This window comes from Rhizobium sp. ZK1, assembly GCF_047782645.1.
Classification (GTDB): domain Bacteria; phylum Pseudomonadota; class Alphaproteobacteria; order Rhizobiales; family Rhizobiaceae; genus Rhizobium.
Map to the genome: position 1 here is coordinate 3,832,342 of NZ_CP180586.1, position 15,920 is coordinate 3,848,261.

The 15,920-nt window shown below is 60.4% G+C and carries 18 protein-coding genes; 4 read left to right on the forward strand and 14 right to left on the reverse strand.

Features of this window, described 5'->3' with window-relative positions; genetic code table 11:
- Positions 1-6 precede the first annotated feature (6 nt).
- From sucC to sdhC, 9 genes are all read right to left on the reverse strand, one after another.
- Positions 7-1,200, reverse strand: a complete 1,194-nt coding sequence (gene sucC / locus ACK9YZ_RS19410; protein ID WP_416064865.1) for an ADP-forming succinate--CoA ligase subunit beta — start codon at positions 1,198-1,200, stop codon at positions 7-9.
- A 36-nt stretch (positions 1,201-1,236) separates the two neighbouring features.
- Entirely contained in the window at positions 1,237-2,199 is a 963-nt protein-coding gene (mdh, locus tag ACK9YZ_RS19415) for a malate dehydrogenase (RefSeq protein ID WP_007822364.1), read from the reverse strand.
- A gap of 174 nt (positions 2,200-2,373) precedes the next feature.
- On the reverse strand, positions 2,374-3,537 hold the full coding sequence (gene zapE / locus ACK9YZ_RS19420) for a cell division protein ZapE (protein WP_416064866.1): 1,164 nt from the start codon (positions 3,535-3,537) through the stop codon (positions 2,374-2,376).
- 48 nt (positions 3,538-3,585) lie between these two features.
- On the reverse strand, positions 3,586-4,092 hold the full coding sequence (locus ACK9YZ_RS19425; RefSeq protein ID WP_216758947.1) for a protease inhibitor Inh/omp19 family protein: 507 nt from the start codon (positions 4,090-4,092) through the stop codon (positions 3,586-3,588).
- A 137-nt stretch (positions 4,093-4,229) separates the two neighbouring features.
- Positions 4,230-5,054 (reverse strand): DNA polymerase beta superfamily protein, encoded by an 825-nt coding sequence (locus tag ACK9YZ_RS19430; protein ID WP_416064867.1) that lies wholly within the window; start codon positions 5,052-5,054, stop codon positions 4,230-4,232.
- Complete coding sequence (locus ACK9YZ_RS19435; RefSeq protein WP_007822372.1) at positions 5,051-5,830, reverse strand: succinate dehydrogenase iron-sulfur subunit; 780 nt, start codon at positions 5,828-5,830, stop codon at positions 5,051-5,053. The genes ACK9YZ_RS19430 and ACK9YZ_RS19435 overlap by 4 nt, the downstream gene beginning before the upstream one ends.
- Before the next feature lie 15 nt (positions 5,831-5,845).
- Positions 5,846-7,687, reverse strand: coding sequence for a succinate dehydrogenase flavoprotein subunit (gene sdhA, locus ACK9YZ_RS19440; protein ID WP_216756178.1), 1,842 nt, complete (start codon positions 7,685-7,687; stop codon positions 5,846-5,848).
- A gap of 7 nt (positions 7,688-7,694) precedes the next feature.
- Complete coding sequence (gene sdhD / locus ACK9YZ_RS19445; protein WP_216756179.1) at positions 7,695-8,075, reverse strand: succinate dehydrogenase, hydrophobic membrane anchor protein; 381 nt, start codon at positions 8,073-8,075, stop codon at positions 7,695-7,697.
- Between the two features lie 11 nt (positions 8,076-8,086).
- Complete coding sequence (gene sdhC / locus ACK9YZ_RS19450; protein ID WP_216756180.1) at positions 8,087-8,479, reverse strand: succinate dehydrogenase, cytochrome b556 subunit; 393 nt, start codon at positions 8,477-8,479, stop codon at positions 8,087-8,089.
- Positions 8,480-8,782: 303 nt separating this feature from the next.
- Here sdhC and ACK9YZ_RS19455 point away from each other — a divergent pair, with 303 nt between their 5' ends.
- The gene (locus tag ACK9YZ_RS19455; RefSeq protein WP_416064868.1) at positions 8,783-9,277 is read left to right on the forward strand and encodes a hypothetical protein; all 495 of its coding nucleotides are present in this window, start codon (positions 8,783-8,785) and stop codon (positions 9,275-9,277) included.
- Between the two features lie 98 nt (positions 9,278-9,375).
- On the opposite strand, the gene ACK9YZ_RS19460 is transcribed toward ACK9YZ_RS19455, so the two are convergent.
- The 5 genes from ACK9YZ_RS19460 to tsaD are packed head-to-tail and all read right to left on the reverse strand — an operon-like array spanning position 9,376 to position 12,864.
- Positions 9,376-10,023, reverse strand: a complete 648-nt coding sequence (locus ACK9YZ_RS19460) for a class I SAM-dependent methyltransferase (protein WP_216756182.1) — start codon at positions 10,021-10,023, stop codon at positions 9,376-9,378.
- Between the two features lie 24 nt (positions 10,024-10,047).
- Positions 10,048-10,479 (reverse strand): EVE domain-containing protein, encoded by a 432-nt coding sequence (locus ACK9YZ_RS19465; protein ID WP_416064869.1) that lies wholly within the window; start codon positions 10,477-10,479, stop codon positions 10,048-10,050.
- A gap of 4 nt (positions 10,480-10,483) precedes the next feature.
- On the reverse strand, positions 10,484-10,777 hold the full coding sequence (locus tag ACK9YZ_RS19470) for a YciI-like protein (protein WP_416064870.1): 294 nt from the start codon (positions 10,775-10,777) through the stop codon (positions 10,484-10,486).
- A 9-nt stretch (positions 10,778-10,786) separates the two neighbouring features.
- Positions 10,787-11,770 carry an NAD(P)H-dependent glycerol-3-phosphate dehydrogenase gene (locus tag ACK9YZ_RS19475; RefSeq protein ID WP_416064871.1) on the reverse strand — a complete coding sequence of 328 codons (984 nt, stop codon included), beginning with the start codon at positions 11,768-11,770 and terminating at the stop codon, positions 10,787-10,789.
- Entirely contained in the window at positions 11,767-12,864 is a 1,098-nt protein-coding gene (gene tsaD / locus ACK9YZ_RS19480) for a tRNA (adenosine(37)-N6)-threonylcarbamoyltransferase complex transferase subunit TsaD (protein ID WP_216756186.1), read from the reverse strand. Before tsaD ends, ACK9YZ_RS19475 begins: the two co-directional genes overlap by 4 nt.
- A gap of 72 nt (positions 12,865-12,936) precedes the next feature.
- On the opposite strand from tsaD, the gene hemC reads away from it, so the two are divergent.
- The 3 genes from hemC to ACK9YZ_RS19495 all read left to right on the forward strand — a co-directional run bounded on the left by hemC (position 12,937) and on the right by ACK9YZ_RS19495 (position 15,919).
- Entirely contained in the window at positions 12,937-13,866 is a 930-nt protein-coding gene (gene hemC / locus ACK9YZ_RS19485) for a hydroxymethylbilane synthase (protein ID WP_416064872.1), read from the forward strand.
- 5 nt (positions 13,867-13,871) lie between these two features.
- Positions 13,872-14,579 carry a uroporphyrinogen-III synthase gene (locus ACK9YZ_RS19490; protein WP_216756188.1) on the forward strand — a complete coding sequence of 236 codons (708 nt, stop codon included), beginning with the start codon at positions 13,872-13,874 and terminating at the stop codon, positions 14,577-14,579.
- A gap of 68 nt (positions 14,580-14,647) precedes the next feature.
- Complete coding sequence (locus ACK9YZ_RS19495; protein WP_416064873.1) at positions 14,648-15,919, forward strand: COG4223 family protein; 1,272 nt, start codon at positions 14,648-14,650, stop codon at positions 15,917-15,919.
- Position 15,920: the final 1 nt, after the last annotated feature.

Here is a 15,920-nt window from a genome sequence, read left to right on the forward strand (position 1 = left end):
TTCAAATTAGCCGTTGATCGCCGCGACGATCTTCTTGGCCGCATCGTCCAGGTCGTCAGCCGCCGTGATGGCCAGACCCGACTCGTTCAGGATCTTCTTGCCGAGATCGACATTGGTGCCTTCGAGGCGAACCACGAGCGGAACCTTGAGACCGACTTCCTTGACCGCGGCAATGACGCCTTCGGCAATGACATCGCACTTCATGATGCCGCCGAAGATGTTGACGAGAATGCCTTCGACCTTGGGGTCTGCGGTGATGATCTTGAAGGCCGCAGCAACCTTCTCCTTGCCGGCGCCACCGCCGACGTCGCAGAAGTTCGCCGGCTCCTTGCCGTAGAGCTTGATGATGTCCATCGTCGCCATGGCAAGGCCTGCGCCGTTGACCATGCAGCCGATGTTGCCGTCGAGCGCCACATAGGCGAGGTCCCACTTGGAGGCTTCGATTTCCTTGGCATCCTCTTCCGTCTCGTCGCGCAGCGCCCTGACGTCGTCATGACGGAACAGCGCATTGCCATCGAAAGACATCTTGGCGTCGAGGACGCGCAGATGACCGTCCTTCATGACGATCAGCGGATTGACCTCGAGCAGGGCCATGTCCTTTTCACCGAACGCCTTGTAGAGCGCCGGGAAGAGCGACTTTGCATCTTCGGCAGCTGCACCGTCGAGCTGAAGCGCCTTGGTGATGGCAGCAACGTCGGCCGCCGTAACGCCGGCTTCCGGATCGATGGCGATCGTGTGGATCTTCTCAGGCGTGTCGTGGGCGACGGCTTCGATGTCCATGCCGCCCTCGGTCGAAACGACGAAAGCCACCTTGCCGACCGAGCGGTCGACCAGGAGCGAGCAATAGAGTTCCCGGGCAATATCGGCACCGTCTTCGATGTAGAGACGGTTGACTTGCTTGCCGGCTTCGCCGGTCTGCGCCGTCACCAGCGTATTGCCGAGCATCTCCTTGGCATGCGCAACGACTTCATCGATCGACTTGGCGAGACGAACGCCGCCCTTGGCATCCGGGCCGAGCTCTTTGAACTTGCCTTTACCGCGGCCGCCCGCATGGATCTGGCTCTTGACCACGTAGAGCGGGCCGGGAAGCGATTTGGCGGCGGCAACGGCTTCCTCGACCTTGAGGATAGCCACGCCTTCCGCGACCGGCGCGCCATAGCCCTTCAGCAGAGCCTTGGCCTGATATTCGTGAATATTCATGGGTTTGTCCCTATTTCGATTGCTTCAGCGCACCAATTACTTGAGGGCGGGCGCGATGTTGATGCAGGCTTCGCAGAGACCGGCAACGGCGCCGACGGACTTGTCGAAGGCTTCCTTCTCGGTCTTGTTGAGATCGATCTCGATGATGCGCTCGACGCCGCCGGCACCGATGACGGTGGGAACGCCGACATACATGTCCTTGACGCCGTACTGGCCGGTAAGGTGAGCAGCGCAGGGCAGGACGCGCTTCTTGTCCTTGAGGTAGGATTCAGCCATTTCAATAGCGGAAGCGGCCGGAGCGTAATAGGCCGAACCGGTCTTCAGCAGACCGACGATTTCGGCGCCGCCGTCACGTGTGCGCTGAATGATCTCTTCGAGGCGCTCCTTGGTGACCCAACCCATGGTGACGAGGTCGGTCAGCGGAATGCCGCCAACCGTGGAGTAACGGGCGAGCGGCACCATCGTGTCGCCGTGACCACCGAGAACGAAAGCCGTGACGTCCTGAACGGAAACGTTGAATTCCTTGGCGAGGAAAAGACGGAAGCGCGAGGAGTCGAGAACGCCGGCCATGCCGACGACCTTGTTGGCCGGAAGGCCGGAGAACTTCTGCAGCGCCCAGACCATGGCGTCGAGCGGGTTGGTGATGCAGATGACGAAAGCGTTCGGGGCATATTTCTTGATGCCGGCGCCGACCTGCTCCATGACCTTGAGGTTGATGCCGAGAAGGTCATCACGGCTCATGCCCGGCTTGCGCGGTACGCCTGCGGTGACGATGCAGACGTCAGCACCTTCGATCGCGGAGTAGTCGCTGGCGCCTGTCAGGTTGGCGTCGAAGCCTTCGACCGGGGAGGACTGTGCGATGTCGAGGCCCTTGCCCTGGGGGATGCCGTCAGCAATGTCGAAGAGGACGATGTCGCCCAGCTCCTTCAGGCCGGCCAGATGCGCCAGCGTGCCACCAATCATGCCAGAACCGATGAGTGCGATCTTGTTACGCGCCATTTCGCTTTTCCTTTGCGATCAAAATCCGTCGGGCGACGCGCGGGCATCGCCCAATGCCGCAATCGCATAGACCTAAAGCCAAAAAATGGCAATGCATTATTTTTGGTGCAGCAATTTCAATCGTTTAGATATTAAAATTCTTACGTAAACGTAAGATAAATTGTCACCAAAGTGTTACTCGGCAGCCCGCCGTTCGTGATGCGCCGCGAGATATTCAGCACTTCTCATCTCAAAAAGACGGGATGCCGTGCGATCGAATTCAAAGCCTTCGGTGCCGCGTCTTTCGACGAGCAGATCTTCGGGCATGGCAGCGGCGGAAACGTAAAGACGGATGCCGTGATCGTAGAGCGTGTCGATCAGAATGATGAAGCGCTTGATCTGGTTTCGCTTTTCCGGACCGAGTAGCGGAACGTGATCCAGAAAGATCGTATCGAAGCGTTCGGAGATGGCCAGAAAATCGGCTGCACTCAACGGCTTATCGCAGAGATCGGCGAAGGAGAAACGCGCCATCCGGTCGGCCGCGAGTGGTACATGGATTGCCCGGCCCTTCATGGGGATCTCCACCGGCTGCGCCTTGCGGCCATGCAGCGCCTGCGTCCACGAGGCATCCATCGCCATGTCGGTGAGCTCGTCGATCGGAACGAGATAGATCGGCTGACTGTTCAGCTTCTCCATCCGATAGTCAGTCGGAGAATCGAGCGTGACGATCTCGACATGCTTTTTGAGCAGCGTGACGAAGGGCAGGAAGAGCCCGCGATTGAGGCCATCCTTGTAGAGATTGTCGGGCTCGACATTCGAGGTTGCCACCAGCACACAACCGCGAGCGAAAAGCTCGGAAAACAGCCGCGACAGGATCATCGCATCGGCGATGTCGGTGACCGTGAATTCGTCGAAGCAGAGCAGTTCCGCCTCCTCGAAAAGCGCGGAGGCAACCGGCGGTATCGGATCGGCCTGTTTCGTCTCGCCGTTCTTCAGCTTCTGCCGGTGGGCGGCGATGCGATTGTGCACATCGGTCATGAATTCGTGGAAATGCGCGCGTCGCTTTTTCCGGCAGGGCGCCATCGCGAAGAACATGTCCATTAGCATCGTCTTGCCGCGTCCGACGCTGCCATGGATATAGAGACCCCTGATACCGGCCTCGGACTTCTTCTTGGATGCGAACAACCAGCCGAGCGCGCTGCTTTTGGCCGCCGGCCGTTTCTGCTTGAGGGAAGCGAGCACCCGATCGAGGCACTTGGCCACGTCCATCTGCGCGGAATCGACCTGCAACGTCCCCGAAGCGGTCAGCGATTTGAGCTGCTCGGTGACGCTGAGCGAATAGTCTGGCATTGGCTGCATGAGGGCTTGTCCGCCTATGCGTAACCGGCGGAACCCCGCCGGATTATCTTACCGGCTGAGGGTGATCGGCTGCCCGGTCGAGGTCTGGCCATTGAAGCTGTTGTCGGCAACCTTGTAGACGGAACCGATCTGGTTGCCGCTGCGGTCCTTGAGCAGAACCTGCTTGCCGGAAACTTCCCAGGAGCCCATGGCCGTCAGCTCGCCAACGCAACCGCGTGTACCGCCGCGCGAACCGCTGCCGAGATTGGTAAGCGTCAGGAACATGTCACAGCTGCCGTTGACACGCCAGCTGCCGACCATCGATTCCTTGGTTACATCCATGGCGGCAGTGGGTGCAGCGCCGCCAGGCTGGACACCCACCGTCGGCGCCGTCGAGGTCGGGGCGGCAGGAAACTGCCCGGTCGGAGGCGGAAGCTGGCCGCCCTGCACGGAGGGTACCGGCTGTGCGGTCAGCGGCGGAGGCGCACTGTTACTGCTGTAATCATATGAGGTGCGCTGGCATCCTGCCAAGGCCAGAGCGGCCGTTAAACCCGTCACCACATATCGCAACTGCATCATCAAGCTCCCGAATGTCCGCCTCAACCGCAGAGATATTTCGATTAGAGGTTCGAATTACCGTATTTCACTTTGGTTAATCAAGTCAGCACAAACCTAAAACGCCTTCGTGACACCTATGGCGAGACCGGCGCAATTCAACCAATCGCTCGCTGGACTTCTTGCTGATAAAATATGTCAGCACGGTGATGTGCCCGACTCTCTGCTTCCTGATCAGGTTCGATACGCTCGGCAAGATCTACATAGCGCTCAATTGATGCCGCAAGAAAGGACCGAATACGCTCCGGCGGCATGCCCTCGCCCATCTCGCGAGTTTGGCTTTTGACCATCACCAGATCATCGATTGCCTTGCGCAGTTCGTGATCGATGCTGACCGCAGCCAGACCTTGCATCATGTTCATTGGCGGCAACTTCCGAAAATCAGTCGTCCGCATCCATTCGAGCGCGATTGCCGGGCGGATCGCATATAGCAGCTTCTTGAGCTTGATCGGCCCATCTCCATGGGCCTGCCAGTGGCGGCGCAGGAGACCGATATAATGAAGCGCAACCTTTTGCGGCACCATGATCTCGTCCAGCACCTCGGAGAGACGATCGCGAAATCCAGGCTCTTCTTCGTAGGCGATGGGCGATTTTATCCATTCGACGAGAACAGCGTTACCCTTGAGGGCAAGGAGCAGGGCTTTGCGTAGGTCCCAACCGCCCGTGTCTATATCACCGACGATCGGAAACTCGATCACATCGCGATGCAAGGCCAGCCCGATGTGGTCCGAGACCGGGCGGACATAGACGAAACGGCAATCATAATCGCTGTCGGGCGACGGAAAGCCCCAAGCACGGCTGCCGCTTTCGATTGCAAAACCGATACGGATGCCCTGCTGTTTGACCGAGGCGAGCCGCGAACGAATTTCAGCGACCGCCTCGGGATCGAAATCATCGATTCCAATGGAAATATCGACGCTCACACGCGACGCTCGACCATCATCTTCTTGATCTCGGCGATCGCCTTGGCCGGGTTCAGACCCTTCGGGCAGGTCTGCGCGCAGTTCATGATCGTGTGGCAACGATAGAGGCGGAACGGATCCTCGAGATTGTCGAGTCGTTCGCCGGTCGCTTCGTCACGGCTATCGATCAGCCAGCGATAGGCCTGCAGCAGGACGGCCGGACCGAGATAACGGTCGCCGTTCCACCAGTAGCTCGGACAGGAGGTCGAGCAGCAGGCGCAGAGAATGCACTCATAGAGACCGTCGAGCTTCTGACGATCTTCATGGCTCTGCTTCCATTCCTTGGCCGGCGTCGGCGAAACCGTCTTCAGCCAAGGCTCGATCGAGCGGTGCTGGGCATAGAAATTGCTGAGATCGGGAACCAGATCCTTGACGACAGGCATATGCGGCAGCGGGTAGATCTTCACCGTGCCCTTGATGTCGTCCATGCCCTTTGTGCAGGCGAGCGTATTCGTGCCGTCGATGTTCATCGCGCAGGAACCGCAGATGCCTTCACGACAGGAACGGCGCAGCGTCAGCGTCGGATCGATCTTGTTCTTGATGTAGAGAAGCGCATCGAGAACCATCGGCCCGCAATCGTCGACATCCACGTAGAAGGTGTCGATCGACGGGTTCTGGCCGTCATCCGGGCTCCAGCGATAGACGCGGAACTCACGCGTGTTCTTGGCACCCGCCGGCTTCGGCCACACCTTGCCTTCGCGCATCTGGGAATTCTTGGGGAGAGCGAGTTCAACCATGTCAGGTTCCTCTGATCAGTATACGCGGGCCTTCGGCTCGATCTTGTGCGGATCGATGCCGTCTGCGATGAGGTCGGTGTGGACAGGCCGGTAGTCCAGCTTCACGTCACCCGCCTCGTTCACCCAGGCCAGCGTGTGCTTGCGCCAGTTGACGTCGTCACGGCCTGCGAAGGCCCCTGACGTGTAGTCTTCGCGGGCATGCGAACCGCGGCTTTCCTTGCGGGCTTCGGCGCCGTAGATCGTGGTGATGGCGTTTGCCATCAGGTTCTGCAGTTCCAGCGTCTCGACAAGGTCGGAGTTCCAGATCATCGAGCGGTCGGTGACCTTGATGTCCTTGAGCTCGCCCCAGATTTCTGAGAGACGGCGGCAACCGGATTCCAGCGATTCCTGAGTGCGGAACACGGCTGCGTCTTCCTGCATGGCGCGCTGCATCTTCTCGCGCAGCACCGCCGTCGGCGTGCCGCCGTCGGCGTAACGCAGACCATCGAAACGGTCCATGATCTTGTCGCAGGCAGCCTTGTTCAGCGCCGGCACCGGCTCGTTGCGGTCGATGATCTCACCGGCACGGATGGCAGCGGCGCGACCGAAGACCACGAGGTCGATCAGCGAGTTGGAGCCAAGGCGGTTTGCACCGTGAACCGAGGCGCAGCCGGCCTCACCGACGGCCATCAGACCGGGGATGATGCGTTCCGGATTGGAGCTGTCGGCATTGAGCACCTCGCCCCAATAATTCGTCGGAATGCCGCCCATATTGTAATGGACGGTCGGCAGGACCGGGATCGGTTCGCGAGTCACATCGACACCGGCAAAGATTTTGGCGCTCTCGGAAATGCCCGGCAGACGCTCGTGCAGAACGGCCGGATCGAGATGGTCGAGATGCAGGAAGATGTGATCCTTGTTCTTGCCCACGCCGCGGCCTTCGCGAATTTCCAGGGTCATGCAGCGCGAAACGACGTCGCGCGAGGCGAGGTCCTTGGCCGATGGGGCGTAGCGCTCCATGAAACGCTCGCCTTCGGAATTGACGAGATAGCCGCCTTCTCCGCGCGCACCTTCGGTAATCAGACAGCCGGAACCGTAGATGCCGGTCGGGTGGAACTGCACGAATTCCATGTCCTGCAGCGGCAGGCCCGCACGCGCGATCATACCGCCGCCGTCACCGGTGCAGGTATGGGCAGAGGTTGCCGAGAAATAGGCGCGGCCGTAACCGCCGGTCGCAAGCACCACCATCTTGGCGGCGAAGCGATGGATCGTACCGTCGTCGAGACACCAGGCGACGACGCCGGTGCAGCGGCTGCCATCATCGGACATGATGAGGTCGAGTGCGAAATACTCGACAAAGAATTCGGCATTGTTGCGCAGCGACTGGCCGTAGAGCGTGTGCAGGATGGCGTGGCCGGTACGGTCGGCAACGGCGCAGGTGCGCTGCACCGGGGGACCTTCGCCGAAGTTCTGCATGTGGCCGCCAAACGGGCGCTGATAAATCTTGCCTTCCTCGTTGCGCGAGAACGGCACGCCGTAATGTTCCAGCTCATAGACCGCTTTCGGCGCTTCCATGGTCAGATACTGCATGGCGTCGACGTCGCCGAGCCAGTCGGAACCCTTGACGGTGTCGTAAAGGTGCCACTGCCAGCTATCCGGCGTCATGTTCTGCAGCGAGGCGGCGATGCCGCCCTGGGCCGCAACCGTATGCGAGCGGGTCGGAAATACCTTGGTGATGCAGGCCGTGCGGAAGCCCTGTTCGGCCATGCCGAGCGTGGCGCGCAGGCCGGCGCCGCCGGCGCCGACGACGATTACGTCATAGGAATGGTCGACATAGGTGTAGGCCTTCCCATTCTGAGCGGGTGAAGACGTTGCCATGATACGGTTATCCTACGAATGCGATTTTCAGAATGGCGAAGAGACTGAGGCCGGCAATCAGAACCGCGAAGAAGGTGTTCAGCATCAGGAGCAGCAGCTTGCCGATCTCCCCGTGAACATAGTCTTCGATGATGACCTGCATGCCGAGCTTCATGTGGATCGCGCCGGAAACGACCATCAGGCCCATAACGACTGCAACGAACGGGTTCGAGAGGGCGCGAACCACGTCGGCATAAGGCGCACCGGCATAGACGATCATGAAGATGACGAAAAAGATGATGAGGGGCACGTTGGCGACGGCCGTCAGGCGCTGACGCCAGAAGTGATCGGTGCCGTCCTTGGCGGAACCGAGGCCGCGAACCTTGCCCAGAGGAGTGCGCATATCCATGAGTGCGACCTTCAGAAGCGAATGATGAAGCCGATCACCCAGACCAGCACGGTCAGACAGAGCGATCCGATGATATTGGCGATGGCGAGCCTGGTCGAGAATTCCTTCTCGAAGCCGTAGCCGAGGTCCCACATGAAGTGGCGGAAGCCGCCGAGCATGTGGTGAAGGAGTGCCCAGGTGTAACCGAGCAGGACGAGTTTGCCGATGATGCTGCCAAGCACCCAGTTGGCCCAGTCATAATAGGCCAGGCCGGTGGCGGCCGCGATCAGCCACCAGGCAATCAGCAGCGTGCCGAAATAGAGAGCGCCACCGGTAATGCGGTGAACGATCGACATGACCATGGTGGGGATCGGCTTGTAAATTTGCAGATGCGGCGACAGGGGCCGGTTTGTTACATTCGCCATCAGAACCTCGCGGCGTCTTCTCTTTGCCCTTGATGTCAGGGGCTTTTCTGAGTCAACCACACGAATGACAAAATTCTGTGTGCGTTGCATCAATCTCGACGTTTAATCACCGAAACCCCTGACGACAAGCATAATTGCTGCCTGCTTTTAATTTAATCGATTCGCGTTACCGGGAAGTTTTCAACACTGCAAAACTCGTCTCTTTCGCTCAATTTTTGAGCTGACCGCATGCCGGCGTGGACAAGATCAGCCTTTTGGCGCAATCTGGCGTTAACGATTTGTTAGCGTTTCGGAGTTTGGTCCATGTTTCGCAGTCTGTCCAAGGCCACCCTGGTCCTTGTCGCGGTGCTTGCAGCGCTTCCCGCCACGGCCGGAGAACGCAACTTCGATCATCGCTTTCCGCGCCATAACGGTTTTAATGAAGGCGTCTTCCTCGGCAGGCGCACCCACTGGGACAGTGGCCTGCACTTCAGACGCGACAACGTCATCCGCTATCGCCCCCTTACCCCGTTTTTGAAGCAGTTCAGCTACCCGGGGACAAGCCGCTACGGCCGCAGTAACATCGTTGTCATTGCAGCCCAGCCCCAGAGCTATGATCCGAATTACGGGAGCAGCGGCCTCTACGCCGGATCATCCTATGCCTATCAGACCGATGGCGGAACCTATGTCGGCGGCGACGGGTACTATCGTCTGGCTGCGCCGGAAAGTAACCTTGCCCCGAAGGCCAAGGTCATCGATGTCGGCATCGCCGATGATCCCTGCTCTTATGAGGCCAATGTCTGCGTCATCCGACCCTAGAGCAGGTCGCGCAAAAGTGTGCAGCGGTTTTGCGACAACGACATGCTAAAACAAGAGCTTAAAGCGTATCAGGCGAATCTGACAGATCGCGATACGCTTTAAGGCCTGAACCGCCAGACAGTCGTCTTCTTGACCTCGCTGTCTTCAAGCGCCCGGGTGACGGGCACTTCGTAGACGGCGCAGAATTCCAGCCTGTCCTTTGGAAGATAGGCCCGTCCGGGATCGCCGACCAGCACATCCTTGCCCTCGGCAGCGAGCGTCACGAACCAAGGCACCAGCGCACCGGCGAAGGATTTGTCATAGAAAACGTCGCCGGCAAGAACCACATCCGCATCGACATTCTGTCCGATGAGATCGGCTCCGGTGAAATCCAGCGAGACGGAATTGACGGCCGCATTCAGCCGCACCACCGTCTGCGACCACGGATCGATATCGGCGGCCATCACTTTGGCAGCGCCAGCCTTGCGTGCGGCAATTCCTACCAGTCCCGAACCGCTCGCGAAATCGAGGACGCACTTTCCTTTGACGGTTTCGGGACGATCGAGAACATAACGCGCCAACCCCTGCCCGCCCGCCCAGGCGAATGCCCAGAACGGCGGCGGCAGGCCGATCGCCTCAAGCTCCTCTTCCGTCTTCAGCCAGAGGTCATGGGCTTCGCTCGCCAGATGCAGCCGTATCTCCGGCACATGCGGCGGCGCAAGCAGGCTGGTATTGGCGCGGACGAAGGTTTCCGGTTCGGTTTTCAAAGCTGCTCAGCTTCTCAAAGCTGCTCAGCGCGGCGGGTTGGCAAAACCGCCCATGCGGCAGACCTCGGCCCATTCGTCATCCGTCACCGGCTGCACGGAAAGCCGCATCGAGGTGACCAGCGACATCTTGGACAGCTTTTCGTTTGCCTTGATATCCTTCAGCGTCACCGGCTTCGGCACATCCATGACGGCGCGGATATCGACGCAATCCCAGCGGTCATCGCCCTTCGCCGTCGAATCCGGATGCGACAGCGCGCAGACCTCGACGATACCGACAATCTCCAACCCGTCATTGGAATGGTAGAAGAAACCCTCGTCGCCGATCTGCATGGCCCGCATGTTGTTGCGCGCAAGGTAGTTGCGCACGCCGGTCCATTCGGTGCCCTTCTCGCCGGCGGCCTTCTGCTGCTCCCAGGACCATGCTGCAGGCTCGGATTTATAAAGCCAGTGCGCCATCCCCTTAAGCCTCCGGCTTGTTGAAGACCCAGTTGAAGGGCTTCACTTCGACGTTTTCGAAGAGACCAGCCAGTGCATAAGGGTCGGCAGCGCCGAGTGCGTTGGCCTCTTCCAGCGTTTCTGCATGAACGATGACTAGACTGCCATTCGGCTTGCCTTCGGCATCGAGGAATGGACCAGCCATGGCAAGCTTGCCTTCGGCATTCAGCTTGTTGAGGTAATCGAGATGGGTTGGGCGCGTTTCCATGCGCACGTCGAGATGGCCGGGCTTGTCCTTGCAGAGGAGGGCGAAAAGCATGTCTGTCTCCTATTCGGTCGTAATTGGACGTGTCATCAATTGTTCGATGGCTTCGGATATGGCAAGTTTGCCTTCGATGATCGCTGAAACCGCATCGGTGATCGGCATCTCCACGCCAAGCTCCCTGGCAAGCCGCGAGGCGACAGCCGCGGCGAAAGCCCCTTCCACCAACTCGCCACGGGACGGATCGACCTTTTCGCCGCGCCCTAGCGCAATGCCGAAACGCAGGTTGCGCGACTGATGGCTGGTTGCCGTCAGCACCAGATCGCCGAGGCCGGAAAGCCCCCGCGCCGTGTCGGCATGGCCGCCCTTCGCGACGATGAAGCGCGACATCTCGGCAAGCCCGCGGGCAATCAGCGCCGCACGCGCCGAATCGCCGATGCCAGCGCCTTCGACGATGCCACAGGCAATCGCCAGCACATTCTTCAATGCGCCGCCAAGCTGCACGCCGATGCGGTCTACCGAGGCATAAAGCCGGAAGGTGCGGCTCGAAATCGCCTGCGCCAGTCGTTCGGCAACCTGCATGTCGGCAGCGGCAATCGCCATGGCCGTCGGTAAACCCTTGGCGATATCGGCGGCAAAGCCCGGACCGGAGAGCACGGCTACCGGATGATCCGGCAGTTCCCGCTCCAGCATATCGGTCAGCAGCGCGCCGGTTGTCCGCTCGATACCCTTCGCACAGGTGACGACGATAGCATCCTTAGCCAGATAAGGACCATAGCTCCGCGCCGCATCTGCCTGCGCCTGCGAGGGCACGGCAAAGAGTACGATATTCGCATTGCCGATCACGTCGGCTTCGGCAGAAAATTCCAGTGTTTCCGGCAGCGCAATGCCAGGCAGAACGGCATCATGCAGCCGCTCCGCCTTGAGATCTTCGATCAGCGACGGATTGCGGCCAACGAGGATAACCGAGTTGCGCCCTGTGAGCGCGATGACGGCCGCGAGCGCCGTGCCGAAAGCTCCCGATCCGACGACCGCGATGCGCTCGCTCATGCCTTGGCTCCCCGCTTTCCGGAGCCAAGCTTGGTCGCTGCGTTGGAATCGAGCGGCCAGCGCGAACGCGGCTGCACGTCGAGATCGTCAGGCGCAACACCCTTCGCCATACGTTCCAGCCCGGCCCAGGCGATCATCACGGCATTGTCGGTGCAAAGCCGAAGCGGCGGCGCGATAAAGCGGAAGCCGTTCTTATCGCAGAGCATCTGCAGCGTGCTGCGGATTTCCAGATTGGCGGCGACGCCACCAGCCACCACCAGCGCCGGCTTTTCGGCGAGGTCGGCAAACTCCGCCTTGAACCGATGCAGACCGCGGCCGACACGATCCTTCATCGTACGGGAAATCGCTTTTTGGAAGGAGGCACAGATATCGGCGACATCCTGATCCGTCAGTGGCGCAATCCCAATTGCCGCCTGCCGCACGGCCGTTTTAAGGCCGGAGAACGAAAAATCGAGCCGCGCCTCGCCCACCAGCGGTCGCGGGAATTTGAACCGATCGGCATTGCCGCACTTCGCCATTCGCTCCACCGCCGGTCCCCCTGGATAGGGAAGGCCGAGCAGCTTTGCCGTCTTGTCGAAGGCTTCGCCCAACGCATCGTCGATTGTCGTGCCCCAGCGCTCGTACTCGCCGATGCCACGCACCAGGATGAGCTGCGTGTGACCGCCGGAGACGAGCAGCATCAGATAAGGGAAGGAAAGTCCGTCCGTCAGCCGCGCCGTCAGCGCGTGGCCTTCCAGATGGTTGACGGCATAAAGCGGCTTGCCGGCCGCCTTGGCGATCGCCTTGCCGGTCATCAGACCGACCAGCAGCCCGCCGATCAGGCCGGGGCCAGACGTTGCGGCAATCGCGTCGACATCCGAGAGCGACAGATTGGCGCGCTTCAAAGCCTCGTCGATCAGCTCATCCAGAGCTTCGACATGGGCGCGCGCTGCAATCTCCGGCACCACGCCACCATAGGCGCTATGCTCGTCCAGCTGGGAAAGAACGACATCCGACAGTACGTTGGAGCGACCTTCCGCATCGCGCTCGACGACGGCAGCAGCGGTCTCGTCACAGCTTGTCTCGATACCGAGGATGCGCAGAAAGGGAGCCATGAAACCTGTTCGTTGATTGCGATAGGGTTTAAACCTGTTTACGAGAACTCCGGTAACAACGGATCAAAGCGGATGCAAACAAAACCTTTCCGGATTGGCACGCGCGGCAGCCCGCTGGCGCTCGCACAGGCGCGCGAAGCCCGCGACCGGCTGATGGCAGCCCATAACCTGCCGGAGGAGATGTTCGAAATCGTCGTGTTGACGACCAAGGGCGATCGTATCACCGACCGTTCGCTGGCCGAGATCGGCGGCAAGGGACTTTTCACCGAAGAGCTGGAGCAGCAGCTCATCGCCGGCGATCTCGATTTCGCCGTGCATTCCAGCAAGGACATGCCGACGATTCTACCGGAAGGTCTCTATCTCTCCGCCTACCTGCCGCGCGAAGATATCCGCGACGCGGTCGTCGGCCGTACCGCGCCGAAGCTGATCGACCTGCCACATGGCGCAAGCGTCGGCTCGTCCTCGCTTCGCCGTCAGGCGCTCATCCGCCGCATGCGGCCGGATATCAACGTCATCACCTTCCGCGGTCTCGTGGAAACGCGCCTGCGCAAGCTGCAGGAAGGCCAGGTCGACGCGACGCTTCTGGCGCTCGCCGGCCTCAAGCGTCTCGGCAAGGTCGACGTCATTACCGATATCCTCGACCCCGACAATTTTCCGCCCGCACCGGCGCAAGGGGCGATCTGTCTTGAAAGCCGCATTGGCGACAACAGGATCGACGATCTGCTGGCGCCGATCAACGATTCGCCGACCTTCGACACGGTCTCCTGCGAGCGTGCCTTCCTTGGCGCCCTCGACGGCTCCTGCCGGACACCGATCGGCGGCTATGCCGTCTGCGAAGGTGATCAGATACGGTTCTCAGGCCTCATCATCACGCCTGACGGCCGCCACCACCATGCGATCACCATCGACGGCCATCGCCGCGATGCAGCGGCACTCGGCACCCGCGCCGGACAGGACGTCCGCGCAAGGGCTGGCAGCAACTTCTTCGAGGACTGGAGCTAGTCCGCATGCGCGTACTCGTCACCCGTCCCGCACATTCGGGTGAGCGAACCGCTCAACGTTTGCGTGAGCTGGGTCATGAGCCGTTGCTGCTGCCGCTCGCCCATCCCCTCCACGACATGGTAGCTGCTCGGCTGGCTCTGGAAACATCAACCGGGTCAATTGCCATAACGAGCGCCGAAGCGGTGCGCACCTTGCAGGCTTTGGGCGAGGCACTTTCACCTCACCTTTCGCGCAGCCTTTTTGCCGTTGGCGAAACGACAGCCGACGAGGCACGGAAGCTGGGTTTCCGTTCTGTCACCGCATCATCAGGCAGCGGCCGTGAGCTTGCCGAACAGATCGCTGCAAGTAACGCCGGAGAGCTTCTCTATCTCGCCGGCAATCCGCGCGCAGGGACCTTCGAGACGCGACTGGCGGAGCTCGGGCACAACGTCTCGATTGCCGAATGTTACCGGATGGAGCCCGCCGCACCCAACCCGGAAGCTGTCACGACGCTCCTGACAGAGAATGCTCCGGATGCGGTTCTTTTTTACTCCCGCCAGACCGCTGGCAATTTCTTTCATATCCCGCAGGTAGAGTCCCTTTTTCTGCAGCTGCCGAAAATCCGTCTCATTTGTCTCAGCAACACTGTTGCGGAAGCTGTTCCATCGGTCTTGAAGAGAGCCCTGGAGATTTCGCCAATGCCGGATGAAAAAAGCCTTTTGTCGCTGCTTTGAAGGCTTTAGCCGCCCAATTTTGATCTAACCTCTTCCCTTAATTGTCATCCCTGTCTAGTTTCGTTGCAATGCAGGATAATGAGGACCTCATGGTATCGGGAAATCCGCCACGCCACTCGAAGAGCTCCGACGAACCGGTCACGATCGACTTGGACGCGCAAGACTTCGCCTCGGCGAACGACCCCGAAAAACCTGCCGAAACGTCAGCGGAAGCAGCCGGTGATGCGCCAGTGATCGAAGCCGTAGCGGCTGCGGAAGCCAGAGGTGAGCCGCTTTCGGAACATGAGAGCGAGCGAGCAGCAGGAGCACAGGAAGAACCGCCGGCCAAAGAGCCTCCCCCGAGCGAAGCTGTGCGGCCAGCACCTCAGAAGGGTGCGGGCACTTCGAGTCTTATCGCCGCTGGCATCTTCGGCGGCCTCGTCGCCCTGCTTGGCGCTGGCGCGATCCAGTATGCTGGCTATTTGCCGAGCTCCTCGACCCATCAGACGAACTCTGGCGAATTGGCGGATCTCTCCGGCGAGATCGAAGGCCTCAAACAATCGGTCGCGAGCCTTGCCGCCAACCCACCACCGGCTGCCGATAGCAGTGCGCTCGAAAAGCGCGTCGCTGCTCTCGAAGCGGCCCCTCCGGCGCCGGCACCCGGCACATCGACCGGCTCGGCCGATGCCGAAGCGCTCAACCAGAAGATTGCAGATTTGACAGCTGAGATCGATCAGCTGAAGACGAGCCTGGCGCAGACTACCGAGCAGCAGGCCTCAAACGGCGCCGACATTTCCAGCCGCCTCGCCGAAGCCGAAAAGAAGCTGAACGAACCGCGCGAGGATGTCGCCGTTGCTCGCGCCATCGCCGCCGCGGCTCTCAAGGCCGCGATCGACCGAGGCGGCCCCTTCATCGCCGAACTCGATACGTTTGCCGGCGTGGCGCCAGATGATCCGGCCGCGACCGATCTGCGCAACTTTGCCGAAACCGGCGTACCCTCGCGCGCCGAACTGATCCGTCAGGTTCCCGATGTCGCCACCGCCATCGTCGAATCCGTTAACCAGCCTGATCCCAACCAGAGCTGGTCGGACCGGCTGATGTCGAGCGCCAAATCGCTGGTGTCGGTCCGTCCCGTCGGCAATGTCGAAGGCGAAAGTGTCGAAGCGATCGCCGCACGCATGGAGGACAAGGTGAAAAACGGCGATCTGCCCGGTGCAGCCACCGAATGGAACAGCCTGCCCGCAACGGCAAAACAGGCTTCCGCCGCCTTCAAACAGTCGCTCGAAGCCCGCATCCGCGTTGAAGATCTCGTTGGCGGAGCTCTCTCCAAAGCCGTTTCCGGCACCGGCAAGGAAGGATGAG

What these genes read in the sequence shown, in the direction of transcription:
- sucC (WP_416064865.1), bottom strand. Translation starts at nt 1,200, where the DNA reads ATGAATATTCACGAATATCAGGCCAAGGCTCTGCTGAAGGGCTATGGC.
- mdh (WP_007822364.1), bottom strand. Translation starts at nt 2,199, where the DNA reads ATGGCGCGTAACAAGATCGCACTCATCGGTTCTGGCATGATTGGTGGC.
- zapE (WP_416064866.1), bottom strand. Translation starts at nt 3,537, where the DNA reads ATGCAGCCAATGCCAGACTATTCGCTCAGCGTCACCGAGCAGCTCAAA.
- ACK9YZ_RS19425 (WP_216758947.1), bottom strand. Translation starts at nt 4,092, where the DNA reads ATGCAGTTGCGATATGTGGTGACGGGTTTAACGGCCGCTCTGGCCTTG.
- ACK9YZ_RS19435 (WP_007822372.1), bottom strand. Translation starts at nt 5,830, where the DNA reads ATGGTTGAACTCGCTCTCCCCAAGAATTCCCAGATGCGCGAAGGCAAG.
- sdhA (WP_216756178.1), bottom strand. Translation starts at nt 7,687, where the DNA reads ATGGCAACGTCTTCACCCGCTCAGAATGGGAAGGCCTACACCTATGTC.
- sdhD (WP_216756179.1), bottom strand. Translation starts at nt 8,075, where the DNA reads ATGGATATGCGCACTCCTCTGGGCAAGGTTCGCGGCCTCGGTTCCGCC.
- sdhC (WP_216756180.1), bottom strand. Translation starts at nt 8,479, where the DNA reads ATGGCGAATGTAACAAACCGGCCCCTGTCGCCGCATCTGCAAATTTAC.
- ACK9YZ_RS19455 (WP_416064868.1), top strand. Translation starts at nt 8,783, where the DNA reads ATGTTTCGCAGTCTGTCCAAGGCCACCCTGGTCCTTGTCGCGGTGCTT.
- ACK9YZ_RS19465 (WP_416064869.1), bottom strand. Translation starts at nt 10,479, where the DNA reads ATGGCGCACTGGCTTTATAAATCCGAGCCTGCAGCATGGTCCTGGGAG.
- ACK9YZ_RS19470 (WP_416064870.1), bottom strand. Translation starts at nt 10,777, where the DNA reads ATGCTTTTCGCCCTCCTCTGCAAGGACAAGCCCGGCCATCTCGACGTG.
- ACK9YZ_RS19475 (WP_416064871.1), bottom strand. Translation starts at nt 11,770, where the DNA reads ATGAGCGAGCGCATCGCGGTCGTCGGATCGGGAGCTTTCGGCACGGCG.
- tsaD (WP_216756186.1), bottom strand. Translation starts at nt 12,864, where the DNA reads ATGGCTCCCTTTCTGCGCATCCTCGGTATCGAGACAAGCTGTGACGAG.
- hemC (WP_416064872.1), top strand. Translation starts at nt 12,937, where the DNA reads ATGCAAACAAAACCTTTCCGGATTGGCACGCGCGGCAGCCCGCTGGCG.
- ACK9YZ_RS19490 (WP_216756188.1), top strand. Translation starts at nt 13,872, where the DNA reads ATGCGCGTACTCGTCACCCGTCCCGCACATTCGGGTGAGCGAACCGCT.
- ACK9YZ_RS19495 (WP_416064873.1), top strand. Translation starts at nt 14,648, where the DNA reads ATGCAGGATAATGAGGACCTCATGGTATCGGGAAATCCGCCACGCCAC.